The organism is Actinomadura opuntiae (assembly GCF_030283205.1).
In the GTDB taxonomy this organism is placed as follows: Bacteria; Actinomycetota; Actinomycetes; order Streptosporangiales; family Streptosporangiaceae; genus Spirillospora.
Window position 1 is genome coordinate 226,132 of the sequence record NZ_JASNWF010000018.1, and the last position, 20,725, is coordinate 246,856.

At 74.1% G+C, this 20,725-nt stretch carries 18 protein-coding genes and 1 riboswitch; of the genes, 1 reads left to right on the forward strand and 17 read right to left on the reverse strand.

Features of this window, described 5'->3' with window-relative positions; genetic code table 11:
- Nucleotides 1-21: 21 nt before the first annotated feature.
- The 16 genes from ettA to QP089_RS34730 form a co-directional block, all read right to left on the reverse strand.
- A complete protein-coding gene (gene ettA, locus QP089_RS34655) occupies nucleotides 22-1,686 on the reverse strand; it encodes an energy-dependent translational throttle protein EttA (protein ID WP_285917514.1) in 1,665 nt (554 codons plus the stop codon).
- Between the two features lie 449 nt (nucleotides 1,687-2,135).
- Complete coding sequence (locus QP089_RS34660; RefSeq protein WP_285917517.1) at nucleotides 2,136-3,425, reverse strand: sensor domain-containing diguanylate cyclase; 1,290 nt, start codon at nucleotides 3,423-3,425, stop codon at nucleotides 2,136-2,138.
- A gap of 403 nt (nucleotides 3,426-3,828) precedes the next feature.
- Nucleotides 3,829-4,311 carry a single-stranded DNA-binding protein gene (locus QP089_RS34665; RefSeq protein ID WP_285917519.1) on the reverse strand — a complete coding sequence of 161 codons (483 nt, stop codon included), beginning with the start codon at nucleotides 4,309-4,311 and terminating at the stop codon, nucleotides 3,829-3,831.
- A gap of 93 nt (nucleotides 4,312-4,404) precedes the next feature.
- Nucleotides 4,405-6,150 carry a GTPase family protein gene (locus QP089_RS34670; protein WP_285917520.1) on the reverse strand — a complete coding sequence of 582 codons (1,746 nt, stop codon included), beginning with the start codon at nucleotides 6,148-6,150 and terminating at the stop codon, nucleotides 4,405-4,407.
- A complete protein-coding gene (locus QP089_RS34675) occupies nucleotides 6,147-8,180 on the reverse strand; it encodes a GTPase family protein (protein ID WP_285917521.1) in 2,034 nt (677 codons plus the stop codon). Before QP089_RS34675 ends, QP089_RS34670 begins: the two co-directional genes overlap by 4 nt.
- Nucleotides 8,177-9,415 (reverse strand): uroporphyrinogen-III C-methyltransferase, encoded by a 1,239-nt coding sequence (gene cobA, locus QP089_RS34680; protein ID WP_285917522.1) that lies wholly within the window; start codon nucleotides 9,413-9,415, stop codon nucleotides 8,177-8,179. The genes QP089_RS34675 and cobA overlap by 4 nt, the downstream gene beginning before the upstream one ends.
- A gap of 111 nt (nucleotides 9,416-9,526) precedes the next feature.
- Nucleotides 9,527-10,654, reverse strand: coding sequence for a nicotinate-nucleotide--dimethylbenzimidazole phosphoribosyltransferase (gene cobT, locus QP089_RS34685; RefSeq protein WP_285917523.1), 1,128 nt, complete (start codon nucleotides 10,652-10,654; stop codon nucleotides 9,527-9,529).
- 12 nt (nucleotides 10,655-10,666) lie between these two features.
- The gene (gene cobC / locus QP089_RS34690; protein WP_285917524.1) at nucleotides 10,667-11,722 is read right to left on the reverse strand and encodes an Rv2231c family histidinol phosphate aminotransferase CobC; all 1,056 of its coding nucleotides are present in this window, start codon (nucleotides 11,720-11,722) and stop codon (nucleotides 10,667-10,669) included.
- Entirely contained in the window at nucleotides 11,719-12,339 is a 621-nt protein-coding gene (locus QP089_RS34695; protein ID WP_285917526.1) for a precorrin-8X methylmutase, read from the reverse strand. Before QP089_RS34695 ends, cobC begins: the two co-directional genes overlap by 4 nt.
- A 99-nt stretch (nucleotides 12,340-12,438) precedes the next feature.
- Entirely contained in the window at nucleotides 12,439-12,867 is a 429-nt protein-coding gene (locus tag QP089_RS34700) for a cobalamin biosynthesis protein (protein ID WP_285917527.1), read from the reverse strand.
- A complete protein-coding gene (locus QP089_RS34705) occupies nucleotides 12,864-13,862 on the reverse strand; it encodes a methyltransferase domain-containing protein (protein ID WP_285917528.1) in 999 nt (332 codons plus the stop codon). The genes QP089_RS34700 and QP089_RS34705 overlap by 4 nt, the downstream gene beginning before the upstream one ends.
- 3 nt (nucleotides 13,863-13,865) lie before the next feature.
- Nucleotides 13,866-14,366, reverse strand: a complete 501-nt coding sequence (locus QP089_RS34710; RefSeq protein WP_285917529.1) for a hypothetical protein — start codon at nucleotides 14,364-14,366, stop codon at nucleotides 13,866-13,868.
- An 85-nt stretch (nucleotides 14,367-14,451) separates the two neighbouring features.
- Nucleotides 14,452-15,027 (reverse strand): GNAT family N-acetyltransferase, encoded by a 576-nt coding sequence (locus QP089_RS34715; RefSeq protein ID WP_285917531.1) that lies wholly within the window; start codon nucleotides 15,025-15,027, stop codon nucleotides 14,452-14,454.
- 32 nt (nucleotides 15,028-15,059) lie between these two features.
- Nucleotides 15,060-16,430, reverse strand: a complete 1,371-nt coding sequence (locus tag QP089_RS34720; RefSeq protein ID WP_285917533.1) for a cobyrinic acid a,c-diamide synthase CobB — start codon at nucleotides 16,428-16,430, stop codon at nucleotides 15,060-15,062.
- Nucleotides 16,424-17,038 (reverse strand): cob(I)yrinic acid a,c-diamide adenosyltransferase, encoded by a 615-nt coding sequence (gene cobO / locus QP089_RS34725; protein ID WP_285917534.1) that lies wholly within the window; start codon nucleotides 17,036-17,038, stop codon nucleotides 16,424-16,426. The genes QP089_RS34720 and cobO overlap by 7 nt, the downstream gene beginning before the upstream one ends.
- Nucleotides 17,039-17,077: 39 nt before the next feature.
- Nucleotides 17,078-19,120, reverse strand: a complete 2,043-nt coding sequence (locus tag QP089_RS34730; RefSeq protein WP_285917536.1) for a putative cobaltochelatase — start codon at nucleotides 19,118-19,120, stop codon at nucleotides 17,078-17,080.
- A 56-nt stretch (nucleotides 19,121-19,176) separates the two neighbouring features.
- Nucleotides 19,177-19,299, reverse strand: a riboswitch (cobalamin riboswitch).
- Between the two features lie 127 nt (nucleotides 19,300-19,426).
- On the opposite strand from QP089_RS34730, the gene QP089_RS34735 reads away from it, so the two are divergent.
- On the forward strand, nucleotides 19,427-20,209 hold the full coding sequence (locus tag QP089_RS34735) for a TetR/AcrR family transcriptional regulator (RefSeq protein ID WP_285917538.1): 783 nt from the start codon (nucleotides 19,427-19,429) through the stop codon (nucleotides 20,207-20,209).
- Here the strand turns inward: QP089_RS34735 and QP089_RS34740 are convergent.
- On the reverse strand, nucleotides 20,120-20,725 hold a 606-nt coding region (locus tag QP089_RS34740), incomplete at its 5' end, for an ATP-binding protein (RefSeq protein ID WP_353070660.1). The genes QP089_RS34735 and QP089_RS34740 overlap by 90 nt on opposite strands.

Below are 20,725 nucleotides of genomic sequence, written 5' to 3' on the forward strand. Positions count from 1 at the left end.
CGTTCGCCGCCGCTCAGGTGATCAGTCGCGGGTGAGCTTGCGGTGCGTCACCCGGTGCGGGCGGGCGGCGTCGGCGCCCAGCCGCTCGATCTTGTTCTTCTCGTAGTCGGCGAAGTTGCCCTCGAACCAGAACCAGTTCGAGCCCTCCTCCCACGCCAGGATGTGCGTGGCGATGCGGTCCAGGAACCACCGGTCGTGCGAGGTGATCACGGCGCAGCCGGGGAACTCCAGCAGCGCGTTCTCCAGGCTGGACAGCGTCTCGGTGTCCAGGTCGTTGGTCGGCTCGTCCAGCAGCAGCACGTTGCCGCCCTGCTTCAGGGTCATCGCCAGGTTCAGCCGGTTGCGCTCACCGCCGGACAGCACGCCCGTCGGCTTCTGCTGGTCGGGGCCCTTGAAGCCGAACGCCGCCACGTACGCGCGGGACGGCATCTCGACCTGCCCGACGTTGATGTGGTCGAGGCCGTCGGAGACGGTCTGCCACACGGTCTTCTTCGGGTCGAGGCCGCCGCGGCCCTGGTCCACGTAGGAGATCTTGACGGTCTCGCCGAGCCGCAGCTCGCCGGTGTCCGGCCGCTCCTCCCCCACGATCATGCGGAACAGGGTCGTCTTGCCGACGCCGTTCGGGCCGATCACGCCGACGATGCCGTTCGGCGGCAGGTTGAACGACAGGTCCTCCATCAGGGCCCGTTCGCCGAAGCCCTTGCCCAGCTTCTCCGCGACGATCACGGTGTTGCCCAGGCGCGGCCCCGGCGGGATCTGGATCTCCTCGAAGTCCAGCTTGCGGGTCTTGGCCGCCTCGGCCGCCATCTCCTCGTAGCGCTCCAGACGCGCCTTGCTCTTGGTCTGCCGCGCCTTGGGGTTGGAGCGGACCCACTCCAGCTCGTCCTGGAGGCGCTTCTTGCGCTTGGCGTCCTTGTTGCCCTCGACCTTGAGCCGGTCGGCCTTCTTCTCCAGGTAGGTGGAGTAGTTGCCCTCGTAGGGGAAGCAGCGGCCGCGGTCCAGCTCCAGGATCCACGTCGCCACGTTGTCCAGGAAGTACCGGTCGTGGGTGACGGCCAGGACGGTGCCCTCGTACTTGGCGAGGAACTGCTCCAGCCACTGCACGCTCTCGGCGTCCAGGTGGTTGGTGGGCTCGTCGAGCAGCAGGAGGTCGGGGGCCTCCAGCAGCAGCTTGCACAGCGCGACCCGGCGGCGCTCACCACCCGACAGCTTGGAGACCTCGGCGTCGCCGGGCGGGCAGCGCAGCGCGTCCATCGCCTGCTCCAGCTGGCTGTCGAGGTCCCAGGCGTTGCGATGGTCGAGCTGCTCCTGCAGCTTGCCCATCTCCTCCATCAGCTCGTCGGAGTAGTCGGTCGCCATCTTCTCGGCGATCTCGTTGAAACGGTCGACCATCGCCTTGGTCTCGGCGACGCCCTCCTGCACGTTCCCGAGGACGGTCTTCTCCTCGTTCAGCGGGGGCTCCTGCTGGAGCATGCCGACGGTGAAGCCCGGCATGAGGCGCGCGTCGCCGTTGGACGGCTGTTCCAGACCGGCCATCATGCGCAGCAGCGTCGACTTACCGGTGCCGTTCGGCCCCAGAACACCGATCTTGGCGCCTGGAAGGAAATGCAGGGTGACGTCGTCCAGGACGACCTTGTCGCCATGTGCCTTGCGCACACGCTGCATCGTGTAGATGTACTCGGCCATATTCTCCAGCCTAGGGGACCGCCGGCACCATTTCGTCGCCCCGCCCACCCCCGCCACCCTCAATCCCCGAACCGGCTTGAGTCCGGCCGGCCCGATGAACGCCAACGCCCGCCGCCCCCAAGACGGCGAAACGATACCGCCCGGCCCCAGAAGCGACCGCGACCAGCGTCGCCACAACACTGATCACCGTGGCAGCCCCCGCGCCCACCGCCCCCGCGTTCGCCGACGGCCGACCGCTGCAGGCGGTGGCATCGCCACAAGTCAGGACCACGGTGAGCCAGACAGCGACCTGGCGACATCTACGGTGCACGAGCCAACAAGGCGGCCCGTTATCGCTCAAGAGCAGCGACGGTTCATGCGCCGACCGGGCCGAGGTGTGGCCGTTTACGGGGTGGTGGGGTGGGGGTGTGGCGCTTGAGGGTGGGGGCGGGGAGCGGGGGGCCGGAGGGTCAGGTGTCGCCGGGGCGGGAGGTGTCGATGGCGGGGAGGCAGACGCGGTCGCGGCCGGACTCCTTGGCTCGGTAGAGGGCGAGGTCGGCCGCAGCCAGGAGCTCGATGAGGTCTTGGCCGTGGGTGCGGAACAGTGCGACGCCGACCGAGACCGTCACCGTGACCGTGCCCTCCTCGGCGGGCACTGCGAGGCGGCGGACGCGGCCGCGCAGGCGCTCGGCCACCCGGCACGCCTCCACGGTGTCGGCGCCGGGCAGCAGCACCACGAACTCCTCGCCGCCGAACCGGCCGACGACGTCGTAGTCGCGGAGCTGGTGGCACAGGGTGCTCGCGACCCCCACCAGCACCTGGTCACCGATCAGGTGCCCGTGGGTGTCGTTCACCCGCTTGAAGTGGTCGATGTCGATCAGCAGCAGGGCCAGGGCGTCCTGGGTGCGCTGGGCACGGGACAGCTCGGTGTCGGCCTCGCGCTGCCAGGCCGCCGCGTTCAGCAGCCCCGTCTTGGCGTCCGTGCGCGCCGCGGCCTGCAGCTGCTGGTGCATGAGGCTGCGTTGCAGCAGCATCACCGGCGGGAGCGCCAGCAGCAGCAGCCCGAGGGTCAGCGCGCTGGTGATCGCCACGAGGGTGCCGACGCAGAGCTCGACCAGGTCCAGCAGGAGGCTCTCGCGCGTCCAGAGCACGTCCCGCCAGCGGCTCTCGGGGTTGGCCGCGTGCGCGGCCACCGCGACCAGCGCCGTGTTCACGATGGTGAACAGCGCCGCGCAGCCGACCGCCGCCGGGATGCCCGGATACGCCTGCACCACCCAGTGCGGTGCGCCCTCCAGCGGGTCTGGCACGACCACATGGAACACCAGCGACGCGCAGGCTCCGGCGATACCGTGCGCGGCGGCCACCAAGCCCCGCCGGTAGACGAGGGTCCGGCGCACCCGGAACTGCAGGAGCGCCTGCAGCGGTATGGGGATCAACAGCGCGTACAGCGGCGGCAGCAGCAGCGCGACGGGCAGCCACCACGCCGACAGCAGGTCCCGCGCGACCCCGGCCGGCATACCGAGCCGGCGGGACGCCTCGATGCAGACCGCACCGCACGCCAGCAACGCCGCGAACGTCGCCAGATCGTGGACCCGCAAAGGAGTGCGGAACAGCAGGGCGACGATCAACCCCAGATGGACCGCGACGACCGCCGGGACGTAGACCACGAGCAGGGACGGATGCCCCAGAAGCGATCGGCGGCGGGGCACGCGGGTGAGTTCCCCGCCCTGGTCCTCGGCGGACGACTGCACTGCCGTCATCCTTCCCCCTTACACGCATCACGTTGTGTAACACGATAGTTGCAACGTGTGCGGAACGGGCGTGAAACAGGTACCTTCGATAAGGCACATGCTGGTGACCGTTCTGGGCACCATGCATAGGAGGCCGCGGATCCGCGGACCTCGGCACATCCTGAGGGGGGCAACACCATGCGCGGCGTTTCCTGGATCTAGGCAGGCCGCAGGACCCCGACGGTGCGGGGGCGCAGACCGGCAGCGGACCATCTGCCGGCCACGCCCCCGGCCGCTCACATCCGGATCCCCCCGACCTCCGGCCCCCGGACGCCCCGGCGCCGCCATTCCCGCACGCCCGCTCCTCCCCCACGCGTCCACTCTTCACCTCCGTCGCGCTTCCGGTCTCTGGCGTTCGATGTGTTCTGCGGCGTCAGGCGGCTTGGGGGGTGGGTTCGGCGGGGGCTTCTTCGGTGTCGGGTGGGGCGGTCAGGGCCCACTGGTCGGCGGCGTCGCGGGCCGTCTGGCGGTCCTCGTCGGTGAGGGCGCCCCCGCGCTGGACGGGACGGAAGTCGGCCGTGCCACGGCCGAGGTCGTGGCCGACGGTGGTGGCCTCGATCTCGGCGGAGAACCGCCACTGGCCGTCGCGCTCGTACTGGCGGACGCGGAGCCGCCCGGTGACCAGGACGGGCGTGCCGCGCCGGAAGTCGGAGGCGTTGACGTTGTCGGCGAGGCCGCGCCAGCAGTTGACGGTCAGGAACATGGTGTCGACGTCCTGCCAGGAGCCGGTCTCCCGGTCGTAGCGGCGGGGCGTGCAGCCGACCCGCAGGGACAGGAACGGTGTGCCGTTGCCGGTGACGGTGTAGTACGGCTCGGCGGCGGTCCAGCCGATGATGGTGACGTGCGCTTCGTTCACGGGTCCTCCGTTGGTTCTCGTGGCTTCCGAGAACCAACGGTGCCCGAGCCGTCACCCTCGGCGACAGCTCCGTGGAAAATGTGGATAACTCCGCTAGACGGACGGGCGGCCCAGCGCGACGTCCACGTCGTGCCGGAAGCCCGCGTAGACGCGCAGGTCGGCGGCCACGGGCTCGATGACCTTGTCGCGCGCGACCCGCTCGATGCCCTCCCGCATGTGCTCTTCCATCTTGTCGCCGTGCTTGGCGGAGGAGAGCGCGACGAGGTTGCGGCAGGCGGAGGAGGTGAGCCAGCCCATGCCGAGCGTGCAGACGACCAGCACGGCGACGTACGGGATGAGCCCGGTCTGGCCGAGGAAGCCGTTGGGGTCGTCGCCGCCGACCTTGAGCACGCCGTAGGCGATCAGGACGCCGATCCAGATGACGCTGAGCACGGCGACCAGCACCAGGAAGTACTGCCAGGTCTTGACCAGCCACCACCAGCGCGGCACCTGGTTGAACGTGGGCAGCGCCTCCTTGAGGGACTGGCCGAGCGCCTCGGGGATCTCGGCGGCCTGCGAGCGCGCCGCGGCGCGGACGGACCGCGCCCAGTGCACCGGCAGCTCGCCGGTGATGCCGTCGGTGACGCCGGCCAGCGCGTTGTCCACGTCGCCCTGCTGGGCGCCGATGGGGCCGGTGAAGGCGTTGCGGAGCTCCTCGCGCAGCTCGGTGAGGCGCATCCGGCGCAGCGGGTCCGAGCGCAGCCGGGTGATCAGCGCGCTGACGGGCCAGCCGACGAAGTCGGCGGCGCGCAGCTCGTAGGCGCTCTCCATGGCCTCGGCGACGGCGGGCGCGCCGGCGGCGTCGGTGAGGGCCTGGACGAGCTCGGTGCGGCGGCCGTCGTCCACGGTGGTGGGCGGTTCGGCGTCGAAGCGGTGCTCGGCGAAGCGCTCGGCGATCCGGTCGACGTCGGCGGCGAGCCGCTCGCTGCGGGCGCGGCGGGCGGCGACCGTGTCGACGAGGACGTCGCGGAAGCCGTGCACGCCGTCCTCGGCGACGGCGGAGGTGGTGATGATGCGCGGCTCGGCCAGGCCCTCGGCCTCCAGCAGCCGGCGCAGGTCGGCGACGCAGTCGTCGATCTCGTCGGGGGCGAGCCGGTCGACCTGGTTGAGCACGATCAGGGTGACGCCGGTGTGCCGGGCGAACGGGACGATGTAGTTGCGGTGCAGCGCGGCGTCGGCGTACTTCTGCGGGTCGACGACCCAGACCAGCAGGTCGGCGATCGTGACGAACCGGTCGACCTCGGCGCGGTGCATGGCCTGGATGGAGTCGTGGTCGGGCAGGTCCAGCAGGACGAGGCCCTGCAGGGAGCTGTCGGCGCGCTCCAGGTCGAGGGCGCTGGCGCGGGCGTAGCGGTGCCGCTTGTCGACGTCGAGCCAGTCCAGCAGGGGCCCGGCGCCGTCCAGGCCCCAGACGCAGGCATGCGCCTTGGAGGTCATCGGGCGGCGCATGCCGGTGGGCGACAGCTCCAGCCCGCAGATCGCGTTGAACAGCGAGGACTTGCCGCTGCCGGTGCCGCCGGCGAGGGTGACGACGGTGTGCTCGCCGGACAGCCGCAGCCGCTGGCCGGCCCGGTCGAGCAGCGCGCCCGCGTCCTCGAGCAGCGGGCGGTCGAGCCGTCCGGTGCCGGCCTGGACGAGCCGGTCAAGGCCGTTGAGGCGGTCGGTGAGGGTGGATGCGGCGGGCTCGGCGGGCGGCGGCGGACCGGCCTGCGCGGCCGGGCGCTCGGGGGAGGCGTCCGTCGCGGGGACCGGGATGCCGCCGGGGCTCGTCGGCGAGCCGGGCAGGGCCGAGGTGGTCATCGGGCGACCTCGAGGTTGTAGGTGGCCTGGTACAGCTGGACGGGGACGGTCTCGTCGGGGATGCCGGCGCCGTCGAGCACCTGCCCGAACCGGATCGCCTCCTCGTCGAACAGCATCCCGATGCGGCTACGCAGGTCGGCGCGGGCCTTGGCGCCCATGCCGCGCAGCGACTCGGCGCCGAACAGCGCCTTGAGCAGCCGCTGCGGGACGGCGCTGGTGCCGCCCTCGACGGCGACGTCGGACGTGCCGTAGCCGAGCAGGCCGATCATCAGGACGAGCGAGACCGCCTCGGTGTCGAACGAGACGAGCTTGGCGACCGAGCGCTTGGTCACGCCCTCGGTGCGGATCAGCTCCTGGACGTGGTCCTGCCAGGCGCTGACGGCGCGGGTCACGCGGCGCGCCAGCTCCGGGGAGACGTGCCCGATCTCGTCGCCGCGCCCGGCCAGCACCTTCCCGCCGGCGGGGTGGGCGCGCCAGCGGGCCACGACCTGCTCGGCGCCGTGCTCGGCGGACGACATGATCAGCGATTCGAGGCCGCTGCGCAGCGCGGCCTTCAGCGCGCGGACGCGGGCGGGGCTGCGGTGGCGCCGGCCGGCGCGGCCGCGGCGCGCGCGCTGGACGTGCAGGGCGCGCAGCAGGTCGCCGGTGCCGGCGAAGTCCTGCCAGCGGGCGAGGACCTCGCCGCGCAGCAGCGAGCCGTTGCGGGTGGCCTCGTCGAGTTCGGCGAGGGCGGTGCCGTAGGCGGCCTCGACCTGCTGGGCGAGCTCGGCGCGCTGCTCGACCTGCGCCTCGACCTGGCGGGCCAGCTCGGGGACGCGGGTGCGGAAGCTGTCCAGGACGGCGGCGAGGGTGTCGCTGATGACGATCTCGCGGTCCTCGACGTCGTCGGCGACGCCGACCAGCCAGGCGCGGACGTCCTCGACGACCTCCTCGGGCAGCCGGCTCTCCTCGATCCGGGTCTCGGGGATCGTGAAGCGGCGGGCGTCGCCGACCTCGTGCTCGTCGAGCATCTCGGCGAAGTGCTCGACGACGTCGGAGGCGCCCTGCCCGACCGATCCGGCGCGCCCGCCCGGGCCGTCGCCCTGCGGGACGCGCGAGAGCACGACGCCGATGGTCGCGCCGTTCTCCTTGGCGCGCTGGAGCATCTGCCAGACCTGCGCGTCGGCGTAGCGGGCGGCGGTGGTGACGCACAGCCACAGGTCGGCGGCCGCCATCAGCTTGGTGGCGAACTCGTAGTGGTCCTCGAAGACCGAGTCGAAGTCGGGGCTGTCGAGCAGGGCGAGGCCGGGCGGGAGGGCGTCGCTGGCGATGATGACCAGCTGGTCGCCCGCGATGGCGTCGGGCGCGGGGCCGCGGACGCGTCCCATGCCGGGCAGCAGCGGCCCCTCCATGAACCACCGCACATGGTCGGGGTGGCAGACCAGGATCGGGCTGCTGGTGGTGGGGCGGAGCACGCCGGTGGCGCTGACGCGGGCGCCGACGAGCGTGTTGACCAGGGTGGACTTGCCCGCGCCGGTGGACCCGCCGAGCACCACCAGCAGCGGCGCGCCGGCCGCCTGCAGGCGCGGCAGGACGTAGTCGTCGAGCTGGTTGCGCAGCTCGTCGCGGGCCTCGCGGGCCTCCTCCACGCCGGGGACGTCCAGCAGGAGGTCGAAGGCGCCGAGCTGGTCGCGCAGCGCGGTCAGCGCCCTGACCAGCTCGCCCTGCCGGACGGTCGCGCCGCCGGACGGCGCGGGCCGCGACCGGGCGGGCGCCGCCTCGCGCCCGGACGCCCGGACGCCGGACGCCTTCTCACCGGCCGTGTCACCACCGGACGCTGTGCCCTCGCCGGACGTGGCGCCTTCACCGGACGCGGTGCCTTCGCCGGACGCCGTCTCGCCGCCGCCGGAGGCGGGCTTCTCGGCGGACGCGGCGGTGTCCGGCTTTTCGGGCATGGTGCTCCCGGTCGCGGGCTTCGCGGAGTCCTCGCCTCCGCGTCCGGTGCCCGCCTCCTCGTCGTGGACCGCGCTTCGCTCTGCGGGGGGTGTCACGGATCCCGTCCCAAGTCGGCTCGAATCATGTCGATCTCTCGCGCCACGTCGACCACGTCGCCCACGACCACGATCGCCGGGGGCCGGACTCCGCCGGCGGCCATCTCGTCGGCCACGGTGCCCAGCGTCGCGGTCAGCGTCCGCTGGCCCGGGAGGGTGCCGTCCTGGATGACGGCGACCGGCGTGTCGGACGACCGACCATAGCGCACGAGGGCCGGTGCGATGACCGGCATCCGCTCCACCGCCATGAGCAGCACGAGCGTCCCGTGGGCGCGGCCCAGCGCCTCCCAGTCGACGGTCGATTCCGGGTGCCCCGGCGGGACGTGCGCGGAGACGACGTGGAACTCCTGCGCGACGCCGCGGTGGGTGACCGGGATGCCGGCGGCGGACGGCACCGCGACCGAGCTGCTGATCCCGGGGACCACCATGACCGGGACGCCGTGCCGGGCGCAGTGCAGCGCCTCCTCGCCGCCCCGGCCGAACACGAACGGGTCGCCGCCCTTGAGCCGGACGACGAACTTGCCCTGCTTCGCGTGCTCGACGAGATAGTCGTTGATCTTGTCCTGCGTGACGGTCCGGCCGTAGGGGATCTTGGCGGCGTCGATCACCTCGACGTCTGCGGCCAGCTCGTCCAGCAGCCCGCCGGGGGCGAGCCGGTCGGTGACCACGACGTCGGCCATCGCCAGCAGCTGCCGGCCGCGGACGGTGATCAGCCCCGGGTCGCCGGGGCCGCCGCCGACGAGCGCGACGCCGGACGGCTTCTGCCGCGAGTGCCGCGACTCCAGGGCGCCGTCGCGCAGCCCGTCCACCACCGCGTCGCGGATGCCGGCGGCGCGCCGCGGGTCGCCGCCGAGCAGCACCCCGACGGTGGCGTCGCCGGCCTGCCCGCTCGCGGGCGTCCAGGCCGGGGACGACTCGGCGTCGTCGGCGCGCACCGACCAGATCCGGGCGGCCTCCGCCTCGGCGACCACGTCCCCGTTGACCTTGGCGTCGTCGGTGACGGCCTGCACCAGCCAGGCGCCCGCGCAGTCGCCGCGCCGGTACGGGCGGGCGTGCCAGGCGATCCGGCCGGCCTCGGCGAGGCCCTGCAGCGAGGCGGTGACCTCCGGGGAGACGAGGACGACCTCGGCGCCCGCGTCCAGCAGGGCGGGGACGCGGCGCTGCGCGACCCGGCCGCCGCCGACGACGAGGACGCGTCGCCCTCGAAGGCGCAGACCTAGCAGGTACGGGGGCACGTGGTGATTCTTTCGGACGCCGGTGACGGACAAGTGTCTTTGCGGAACAAAGGTACTCGGGTTGGGGAGTTCATGGAGAGGGGCTCCGGCCGTTCGATAGCCGAGCGTGACTCATTCCGAGATCGCGTCGTTACGGGGCGCGGCCTCCTTCTCGGTGACCCCCGCCGAGTCGAACGTGGCGACCTCGTGCAGCACCCGAACCGCGCCCTGGACCAGCGGCAACGCCAGCAGTGCGCCGGTCCCCTCGCCCAGCCGCAGCTCCAGGTCGACCAGCGGCCGCAGCCCCAGGTGATCGACGGCGGCGGCATGGCCGGCCTCGGCGGAGCGGTGCCCGGCCACGCAGCCGGCGAGGGCGTCAGGGCGCAGCGCGGCGGCGGCGAGGGCGGCCGAGCCGGCGATCACCCCGTCCAGCACGACGGGGACCCGCAGCGCAGCCGCGCCGAGGACGAAACCGGCGATCCCGGCGTGCTCCAGCCCGCCGACGGCCGCGAGGACGTCCAGCGGGTCGCGGGAGCCGGCGCCGTCGAGGAGGCCGTGCCGGTCGAGGGCGGTCCGCACGACCTCGACCTTGCGGGCGTGGGTGGCGTCGTCGATGCCGGTGCCCCGGCCGGTGACCCGCTCGGGCGGCAGGCCGGTGAACGCGGCGATCAGCGCGGCCGATGCGGTGGTGTTGGCGATGCCCATGTCGCCGGTGATCAGGCAGCGGGCGCCCTGGTCGACCAGCTCGCGGGCCACCTCGATGCCGGTCGCGACGGCGCGGCGGGCCTCGTCCGGGGTCATCGCGGGCCCGGCCGTCATGTCGGCGGTGCCGGGGGCGATCTTGCGGGCGAGCAGGCCGGGCGCGGGGTCCAGCGGGGCGGCGACGCCGATGTCCACGACGGTGACCCGGGCGCCGACCTGCTTGGCGAACGCGTTGACGACCGCCCCGCCGGCCACGAAGTTCGCGACCATCTGCGCGGTGACCTCTTGTGGCCACGGCGTCACGCCCTGTGCGTGCACGCCGTGGTCGGCGGCGAAGACGGCGACGGCGGCCGGCTCGGGCAACGGCGGCGGGCACTGCCCGGCGAGCCCGGCGAGCCGGACCGACACCTCCTCCAGCACGCCGAGCGACCCCGGCGGCTTGGTGAGCCGGGACTGCAGGGCGCGGGCCTCGTCCATCGCGGCCAGGTCGGGCGGCGCGATCGCGGCCAGTGTCTCCCCGATCAGATCGCCATCGGTCCCGTTCACGTCATCGGACAACGGTCGTCTCCCTCAGATTCCCAGCTCGCCGAGCACGTCCAGCAGAGCATCGTTGGACGGGCGGTCCCGCACGGAGATGCGGAGCCAGTCGCTTCCCAGCCCGGGGAAGGTGTCCCCGCGCCGGACCGCGTAGCCGCGCTGCCGCAGCAGCGCCCGGATGCCGAGGGCGTCCGGCACGCGCAGGCACAGGAACGACGCGCGCGCCTCGGGCACCACGTACAGGCCGCGGGCGGTCAGTTCTCCGGCGAGCCGGTCGCGTTCCGCGGCGAGATCGACGGCCCACGCCTGCGCCTCGGCGATCGCCTGCGGCTCGCAGCACGCCTCGATGGCCACCAGCGCCGGCGTCGACACCGCCCACAGCGGCTGCGCGTCCGCCAGCCGGCGGACCAGGTGCGGGTCGCCGAGCAGGTAGCCGGCGCGCAGCCCGGCGAGGCCCCAGGTCTTGGTCAGCGACCGGATCACCGCGACCCCGGCGGGCAGCCGGGTCGCGAGGGTCTCCGGCTCGCCGGGGACGCAGTCCATGAACGCCTCGTCGACGACGACCGTGCGGCCGGGCCGGGCGAGCGCGCTGATCGCGGCGGCGGGGTGCAGCACCGAGGTCGGGTTGGTGGGGTTCCCGACGACGACGAGGTCGGCGTCGCCCGGCACGACGGCCGGGTCGAAGGCGAAGTCCTTGCCGAGGACCGCCCGCTCCACGGTGTGCCCGGCGGCCCGCAGCGCCGCCTCCGGCTCGGTGAACTGCGGATGCACCACGACCGCCTTGCGGGGCTTCAGGACGCGCGCCAGCAGCACGAACGCCTCGGCGGCGCCGGCGGTGAGCAGCACCTCCTCGGCGGCCCGGCCGTGCCGGCGCGCGACGGCCCGCCGGGCCGGCCGCGGGTCGGGGTAGCCGGCCAGGTCGGCGACGGACGCGCGGAGCCGGTCGGCCAGCCAGGCGGGCGGCGTGCCGGTGCGCACGTTGACGGCGAAGTCGGCGAGCCCGCCGCCGACCTCGGCGTCCCCGTGGTGGCGCAGGTCGACCGCGTCGACGTCGTCGGCGCCGGACGGAGCCGGCCAGTGCGCGATCACGGCGCGCCCCGTCCGGCGCCCGCGCCGGGGCCCGCCTCGAAGTACAGCAGCGCGTTGACCGCCGCGGCCGCCACCGCGGACCCGCCCTTCTCCGAGACGTTGCTGAGCTGCGGCAGCCCGCTGGCCCGCAGCGCCTCCTTGGCCTCGGCGGCGCCCACGAACCCGACCGGCATGCCGATGACCAGCGCGGGGCGCACCCCCCGCGCGATGATCTCGAAGATGGCCTCGGGCGCGGAGCCGACCACCCAGACCGCGCCGGGCCCGACCTCGGAGTACGACAGCCGGACCGCGGCGGCCGACCGGGTGATCCCGGCGGCCCGCGCCATCCGCGCGGCGGCCGGATCGGCGGCGTGGCAGACCGTCTCGCGGGCGCTGATCCCGGCGGCGGTCATCCCCTCGTCGGTGACGATCGGCGCGCCCGAGCGCAGCGCGGACCAGCCCTGCACGAGGGAGTCCTCCCGGGTGACCAGGTCCACCGCGTACTCCAGGTCGGCGGTGGCGTGGATCACCCGTTCGGCGACGGCCCGCCACAGCGGCGGCATCGGCGACAGGTCGACGCGCGAGCGCAGGATCTCGTAGGACCGGACCTCGATCGGGTGGGGCTGGCGGACGGTCACTGCGCCTCCAGGTTGATCACGGTCGGGGTGGGTCACGGTCGGTCCTCGCGGTCGCCGGGGGTTGTCATCGGGCACCAGGGTTTCACGGGTCGCGGGTCGCTATGACCCGGCTGCACCGGGTTCATCGGTGACGGGCGGATTCGCCGGGATGATCCGGGCGACCGCCGCCGTGGCGCGCGCGGTGGCGCGCTTCTCCACGAGGAGCCGGGCCCCGCCGCCGAGCGTGTGGGCCCCGTGCAGGGCCGCCGCCTCGGCCACGCTGGCCGTCCCGGTCCGGGCCCGTACGCCCTCGGCCGGGTTCGGCACCGCCACCTGCGCCAACACGCCCACAGGGTAGGCGACGAGGTGAAATCCGAGCAGGTCGGCCGCGTCGCGGACGGCTCCGGCGCCCGCCCGCGCCTCGGCGGTCGCCAGGCACGCGACGTCCTCGCCGCGCAGGTCGTCGCGGGCCAGGACGGACTCGACCAGCCCGGCGATCTCCCGCACGTCCGCCCGGCTGGACGCGCCGACGCCGACGACCAGGGTCACAGGACGGGGTGCCCGGGCGGGGGCGGGAGGGTCTCGACGCCCCGGATCCGCTTCGCGGGCGGCGGTTCCGGGACGGCGGCGGGGCGTTCGGCCCAGATGATCGTGACGGGCGACGGCGGCTCCGGGGGTTCGGGGAGCGGGGTCACCTGGAGGCTGGTGGCATGGGCGCGGAAGCCGCCGTCGCCGAGGACGTCCAGAAGTGCGCGGATTCCGTCCTCCGACGCCGTGGCGACGAGGCGGTGCCGGGCCAGCGAAGCGCAGACACCGAGCGCCTCGGGGGTCGCACCCGCCAGGAAAACGGCGTCGGGGGTGGGCAGATGGTCGACAACAGTACGGATCTCGCCGCGAGACACCGCGACCCGGACGCCGTGCCTGCGGACGTTCTCCCGTATGCGCGCGCATACCGAGTCGTCGCGGTCGAGGGCTACAGCCGCCGCGCCGAACCGGGCGCACTCGATCGCTATAGAGCCGTCACCGGAACCGATGTCCCACACCATGTCCCCTATGCGGGGCCCCAGTTTCGCCAGCACGAAAGAGCGCGCCTCTGGTGAGAGCGCCGATTCGCCGCCGAAAGCGTCTTGAGGCAGCGCCCAGGTCGGCCCCCTTAGGGCGGGGCCGGAGATCCACGTGGACGCCTCCTCCGCGCGCCGGTTGTCCAGCACCAGGACCACATCCGGCTTGTTCCATGGCCGCGTCGTCGCTTCGGCCGGACGGACATGGACGACGCGCTCGCCGGCCCCGTCCACGTCCTCGCACACGATGAACGAGCGCGGCGTCTGCGGGAACAGGGCGCGTCCCAGTTCGGCCGGTCCCGCGCCGGGGGCGGTCAGCACCGCCACCTTGGGGTGCGCGCGGCAGGCGTTCACCGCGCGCCGGAACTCGTGGGCGGAGACGACCAGCGCATCGTCCCACGGCACGCCGGCCAAGACGAAGGCCCGTGCCGCCAGCGCCATCGCGGAGCGCGGCGAGCCGTCACGGCCGCTGACCGTGAGCATGGCCTACCGCGCCATCCGCCCGAACATCCCGACCATGCGCTCTCCCTTCGCGTCGACCAGCACGACCTGCGCCGCCACCGGGCTCGTGGCCGATCCGGCCGCCTCGGCGGCGAGGCGCTCCAGCTCGCCGGCGGTGCGCCGGCACAGCTCGCGCCCGCACGGCCCGAGCCGTCCGGCGGCCTCCCACAGCTCGTAGACGCGCTGCGGCGTGCCTGCCTCGGCGACCTCGCGGGCCAGCGCCGGGCCGCCGTCCATGTCCGCGGTGATCGCGGCCAGCACGGGCAGGCCGCCCGCGATCCCGGCCTGCTCGTCCATGCCGGACACCAGCACGACCTGCGCCAGCCCCTCCCCGACCGCGCCGCGCAGCTCGTCGGGACCGGCCGGGACGAAGCAGTCGTCCGGCAGTTGCGGCAGCATCCGGCGGGCCGTCTCCCCCGCGTTCGCGCCGTGCATCACCAGCGTCCGCCGTGCCGCCCGCGGCTCGGCCGCCTGTGTCCCGGTCATGCCCGTCCCTCCTCGTCGTGGACGTCGAGCCTCCCGGAGCCCGCGCCCGCACCGGGACGCGGCGCGCCGGACGCGCCCGGATCGGTCAGCACGCCGGGCCGTCCTGCCGCAGATCGGGGGCGATGCGGCTGAAGACGAACATGTCCCGGTTGACCCCGTCGGCATCGCGTTCCGCGCCGCGCGCCAGGCCTTCGCGCACGTAGCCGGCCTTCTCCGCGACCCGGATCGAGGCGTGGTTGGTGGTGAGTGCGCGCAGCTCGATGCGGTAGAGCCCGCAGTCCCGGATGGCCCAGTCCGAAAGGAGGGAAAGCGCCTCGGTCGCGTACCCGCGCCCGCGCGCGCTTGACCGCATCCCGTATCCGACCTCGCACGTCAGCTGCGCCCAGTCCACCTTGAACAGCCCTATGGTGCCGATGAGGCCGCCTGTAGAGCGGTCGGTCACCGCCAGATGGACGCCCAGGCCGAACCGCTGCACGTTGTGGACGCCCTCACGCAGGAACCAGGCGAGCGGTTCGGCCTCCAGCGCGTCCGGGAAGTTCGGCGGGAGGAAGTCCTCTCCGGCGCGGATCACCTCGACGAGCGCCGGAGCGTCGTCCAGCCCGAACGGGCGCAGGACGAGACGCTCGCCTTCCAGGCGCACGCTCTCGGTGAAGACGTTCACGCTGCTCCCTCCACGGCCGCGGGCGGGGGCCGTCACCGGCAGGCCGCGACCATCCGGCTGGCGAACCAGGGGGATCCGGCCCAGTGCACATGGAGATAGGACGCGACGCAGTCGCCCCGGACGAAGCCCACGGGACGGGACGCGGCCCACTGCCAGGCGGCGGTCTCCCCGCGTTCGGGGTCCGTCACCGTGCGGTGGAACTCGTGGCCGTGCACCCGCTCGCCCGCCCGGGCGACGACCGAGTCGGCCACCGCCACCGCGGCACGATAACCCAGCGTCAGCCGCGGGGCCATGGCCGCCTTGGCGCCATTCAGCACACCGCACATGGGCGCGCCGTCGAGTTCTTCCGCGAGGTATAGGAGTCCTGCGCACTCGGCGTAGACGGGACGGGCCGCATTGGCGAACGCGGCGAGTTCCTTGCGCAGCCGTTCGTTGGACGACAACTGCGCCGCGTACACCTCGGGGAAGCCTCCGCCTATGACGACGCCGCGCGTCCCATCGGGCAGGCCCTCGTCCTGCAGGGGATCGAACCGGACGACCTCCGCGCCCGCCGCCTCCAGCAGCTCCTCGTTCTCCGCATAGCCGAACGTGAACGCGGGGCCGCCCGCCACTGCGATCCGGGGCCGTCCAGGGTGTTTGTCCGGTACGGCCTTGGACGGATCCCATGGCGCCGCGTCCAGTTGCGGCGCGCCCTGGGCCAAAGCCATGAGCGCGTCGAGGTCGCATGACGCCGCGACCAACTCGCCGAGTCGTCGTACGGTCTCCACCGCTTCGGCGTTGCGTTCGGCGGCCGGCACCAAGCCGAGATGCCGGGACGGCGTGACCGCGTCGTCGCTGCGGCGCAACGCCCCCAGGACCGGTAGCCCGAGCTCTTCGACGGCGTCGCGGCACATGCGCTCATGGCCGTCCGACCCGAGCCGGTTGAGGACGACGCCGCCCACGCGGACCGTCCCGAACGACCGAAACCCGTGGACGAGTGCCGCAACGGACCGCCCCGCCGCAGCGGAGGCGTCCACGACCAGCACGACCGGCGCGTCCAGGAGCGTCGCGACGTGCGCGGTGGACGCGTAGTCCCCTCCCCCGGCCGAATCGGAAGGCCCGAGCCCGGCCGCGCCGTCGTACAGGCCCATGACGCCCTCGACCACCGCTATGTCCGCACTGGCCGCGCCATGCAGGAACAGCGGCACGACCAGTTCCTCGGACGTCAGCCACGGATCCAGGTTCCTGCCGGGCCGTCCCGTCGCGAGCGCGTGGTAGCCGGGGTCGATGTAGTCGGGCCCCACCTTGTGCGGGGACACCTGCAGGCCGCGCGCCGCGAACGCCGCCATGAGCCCGGTCGCCACGGTCGTCTTGCCGCTGCCCGACGAGGGCGCCGCGACGACGAGCCGCGGGACGGTCACCACTCGATGCCCTTCTGCCCCTTCTGGCCGCGGTCCATCGGATGCCGCACCTTGCCCATCTCGGTGACCAGGTCGGCGGCCTCGATCAGCCGCGGGTCGGCGTCCCGCCCGGTGATCACGACGTGCTGGTTGCCGGGCCGGTCCGCCAGCGTCGCGACCACGTCCTCGACGTCGACCCAGCCCCACTTGATCGGATAGGTGAACTCGTCCAGGACGTAGAGGCGGTACGTCTCGGCGGCCAGGTCGCGCTTGATCTGCTCCCAGCCCTCGCGGGCGTCGGCCTCGTGGTCCTCTTCGCTTCCGGGCCGCTGGATCCACGACCAGCCCTCGCCCATCTTGTTCCAGAACACCGGCCCGCCTTCGCCGGTCTGCTCGTGCAGCCGCCCCAGCGCGAGCAGCGCGTTCTCCTCGCCGATCTTCCATTTCGCCGACTTGACGAACTGGAACACCCCGATCGGCCAGCCCTGGTTCCAGGCCCGCAGCGCGAGCCCGAACGCGGCCGTCGACTTCCCCTTGCCCGGACCGGTGTGCACCATCAGCAGCGGCCGGTTGCGGCGCTGCCTGGTGGTGAGCCCGTCCTCCGGCACGTACTCCGGCTTCCCCTGCGGCATCTCAGCCCCTGCTTCCTGGTCTCACGGCGGACCCGCCGGTCACGCGATGTTCCGGGCGTCGTCGCGGGCGTCGCGGACGACGCCGGCGAGTGCATCGGCGGCGAGCCGGTCGAGCCGGACGACCTCGGCGCCGAGCCGGGCGCCCAGCGCGGCGGCCAGGCCGAGCCGCACCGGGCCGGACTCGCAGTCGACGACCACCGACGCGACCCCGGCGAGCAGCCCGGCCGCCCGCGACGGGTCGGGGCCGTGGGTGGCGCGGCCGTCGGTCACCACGACCAGCAGCGGGCGGCGCGCCGGGTCGCGCAACCGCTCGACCCGCAGCACCTCCGCCGCGCGCATCAGCCCGGCCGACAGCGGGGTGCGGCCACCGGTCGGGAGCGCGTCGAGGCGGCGCGCCCCGGCCTCCACCGACGACGTGGGCGGCAGCGCCAGTTCCGCGTGCTTGCCCCTAAAGGTGATGAGACCGACCTTGTCGCGCCTCTGGTAGGCGTCGAGAAGAAGGCTGAGGACGGCGCCCTTCACCGCGCGCATCCGCTTGCGCGCCGCCATCGAACCGCTCGAATCGACAACGAACAGGACGAGATTGCCCTCCCGCCCGTCGCGGACCGCTTCGCGCAGGTCACCCGATAGGACGACGAGTCCCGAACCGGTGCGTCCCCGCGCGCGCTGGTGCGGTGCCGCCGCGCGCAGCGTCGCCGTAAGGTGCAGTCCCCGCGCGCCGGGGCGTGCACCGGATACACGTCCGTACGGGCTGCGCGCCTTGGAACGCCGTCCCGGCGCACCGTTTCCGAGCCCGGGGACGGTGAAGAGGCGCGGCTTGTACGCGGCGTCCGCCGGAGCGGGCTCGCTCTCACCCGAGCGGCCCTGACCGCTCTCCACCGACGGCTCGTCCTGCTCGGCCTGCGGCGGGCCCGACGGCGGCGGGACGTCCTGCTGCGCAGGGCCGTCGGGAAGGCCCCCGCCCCCGCCGTCCGGGCCGCCGGGCCCGTTGTCGGAAGGCCCCGGATCGTCGGGCGGCTCGGGATCGTCGCCGTGCTCCTCGAGGACCTCGTCGAGCTTCTGCCAGTCCAGACCCGGCGCGTCGAACGGGTCGCGGCGGCGCCGGTGCGGCAGCGCCAGCCGCGCGGCCGTCCGCACGTCGTCGGCCGTCACCGCGTCGCGGCCGTGCCAGGCCGCCAGCGCGATCGCGGCGCGCGCCGTCACCAGGTCGGCGCGCAGGCCGTCCACCTCGAACGACGCGCACACGGCGGTGATCTGGCGGAGCGCGGCGTCGGTGAGCTCCACGCCGGGCAGCCGGCGCCGGGCGGCGGCGATCCGCTCGGCCAGCGCGGCCTCGTCCGCGGCGAAGGCCGCCGCGAAGCCGTCCGGGTCGTCCTCGAAGCGCAGCCGCCGCCGGACGACCTCGGCGCGCTCGGCCCGGTCGCGGGTCGCGGCGACCTCGACGGTCAGCCCGAACCGGTCCAGCAGCTGCGGGCGCAGCTCGCCCTCCTCCGGGTTCATCGTCCCGACCAGCAGGAACCGCGCCGCGTGCCGGACCGAGACGCCCTCGCGCTCCACGTACGACTCGCCCATCGCCGCCGCGTCCAGCAGCAGGTCGACCAGGTGGTCATGGAGCAGGTTGACCTCGTCGACGTACAGGACGCCGCGGTGCGCCGCCGCCAGCAGCCCGGGCTCGAACGCCTTCACGCCCTCGGTCAGCGCACGCTCGATGTCCAGCGAGCCGGTGAGCCGGTCCTCGGACGCGCCGACCGGCAGCTCCACCAGCCGCGCGGCGCGCTGCTCCGCCTCGCCCGCGGTGTGCGGGCCGTCCGGGCACGCCGGGTCGGGGTCGGCCGGGTCGCAGGAGAAGCGGCAGCCCGGCACGACCGGCACCGGCGGCAGCAGCCCGGCCAGCGCCCGCACGATCGTGGACTTCGCGGTGCCCTTCTCGCCGCGCACCAGCACCCCGCCGACGCCGGGTGACACGGCGTTGACCAGCAGGGCGAGCTTGAGATCGTCCATTCCGACGACGGCGGAGAAGGGGTAGCGCGCGCGGGCGCGGCCCTCCGGCCGGCCGGCGTTCGTCGCCGACGCAGGTCGCACGTGTGTTCGTCCTTCCTCGGGTGTCCACGCCCGTGGCGGTGCCGGTCCGACGGCCGGAGTCTCCTGGCTCCCGGATCACCGCTCCCCTCGGCCTTCCAGCACCGCGTGCCGTGGCCGCGTCGAGGGGGGCTCCCCTGGTCACAGTTGCGGGACAGCCCCGGATTCGCACCGGGTTCCTCCGCTTCCGTCGCCCGCACAGGATCGCACACCGCCCGGCCGCGCTCGACCCCGCCGTGCGCCGGCCGTCTATCGGCACAGCGCCGACAGATTTTGGCGATACGCCAATCCGATGGTCTACTGGTCGGTATGGAACGACGCGCGGCCCCGCGCGGCGAGGCCGCCGGAGCCGCGACGCCGCGACGCGGGAACCCGGGGAACGGCAAGGGCCGCTACCAGCGCCTCTCGCGCGACGAGCGGCGCGACCAGATCCTCGACGTCGCGCGCCGGATGTTCACCGAACTGCCGTACGCGGAGGTGTCCACGGCGGCGATCGCCCGGGAGGCCGGCGTCCAGCGCGGGCTCATCCACTACTACTTCGGCACCAAGCGCGAGCTGTTCCTCAAGGTCGTCCAGGGCCTGACGGCGACCGCCGCGGTGCAGGCGCCGCCGCCGGACGAGCGGATGACGCTGCCCGAGACCGTCGAGCTGTGCGTGACCCTGTTCCTCGACACCGCCGAGCGCAACGCCACGACCTGGTTCGCGGCGCTGGACGCCGAGGGCTTCGGGCAGGACCCGGAACTGCTCGACATCGTCAACCGGTTCCGCGACCGGACGGTCGAGCACATGCTCGCCGTCCTGCGGGTGCCCGCGCCGACCGGCACGCTGCGGGCCGTCCTGCGCGTCTATTCCGGGCTCGCGGACGCGGCGACGCGGCAGTGGCTCCAGGAGCGGACCCTCGACCGCGCGCAGGTGCAGACGCTGCTGACCAGGTCGCTGCTGTCGATGGTCACCGACATCGCCCCCGCGCTGGAGGCCGGGGGCGGCGAGCCCGGCGGCCCGCTAGAGGCCGGGGACCGGCTGCTGCACGCCGCCGCGAACGGGAACGGCGAACCAGACGGCCTTCCCGCGAACGCCCGGACCGAGCCGTGACAGCGTCCGCAGCATGCCCCAGCGGCCCCGCGACAGCTCCCGGACGATGCTGAGCCCGCGCCCGCAGTCGCCCGACGTCCACGAATAGCCGGGCAGCGCCGCGTCGGCGTAGGCGTCGAAGACGGCGCACCGCACCTCGGTGCCGGGCCCGCCGCCGGGCCCGTCGTCCACGACGGCGGCGGGGCCGGACGGGTCGCCGAGGTAGAGCCACAGCTCGTGCGGGCCGTGGTCGCCCGCGTGCTGGTGGGCGTTGGTGGCCAGCTCGCTCACCATCAGCTGGGCGTCGCCGATCACCTCGTCCCGGACCCCGAGCGAGGCGAGCGCGTCGCGCAGCACGCGGCGCGCGTGGCCCGCGCAGCCGGGGCCGCCGGGCAGCGCCCACACCCAGCCGGGACGGGCGCCGGCCGGGCCGCGCGCGCCGCCGGCGGCCATCGCGTCGGCCATGGTGGCGGCGGCCAGATCGGCCGCCGGGTCGGCGGCGGGGCCGGGGCCGGGGCCGGGCGGCGCCGGGCCGGC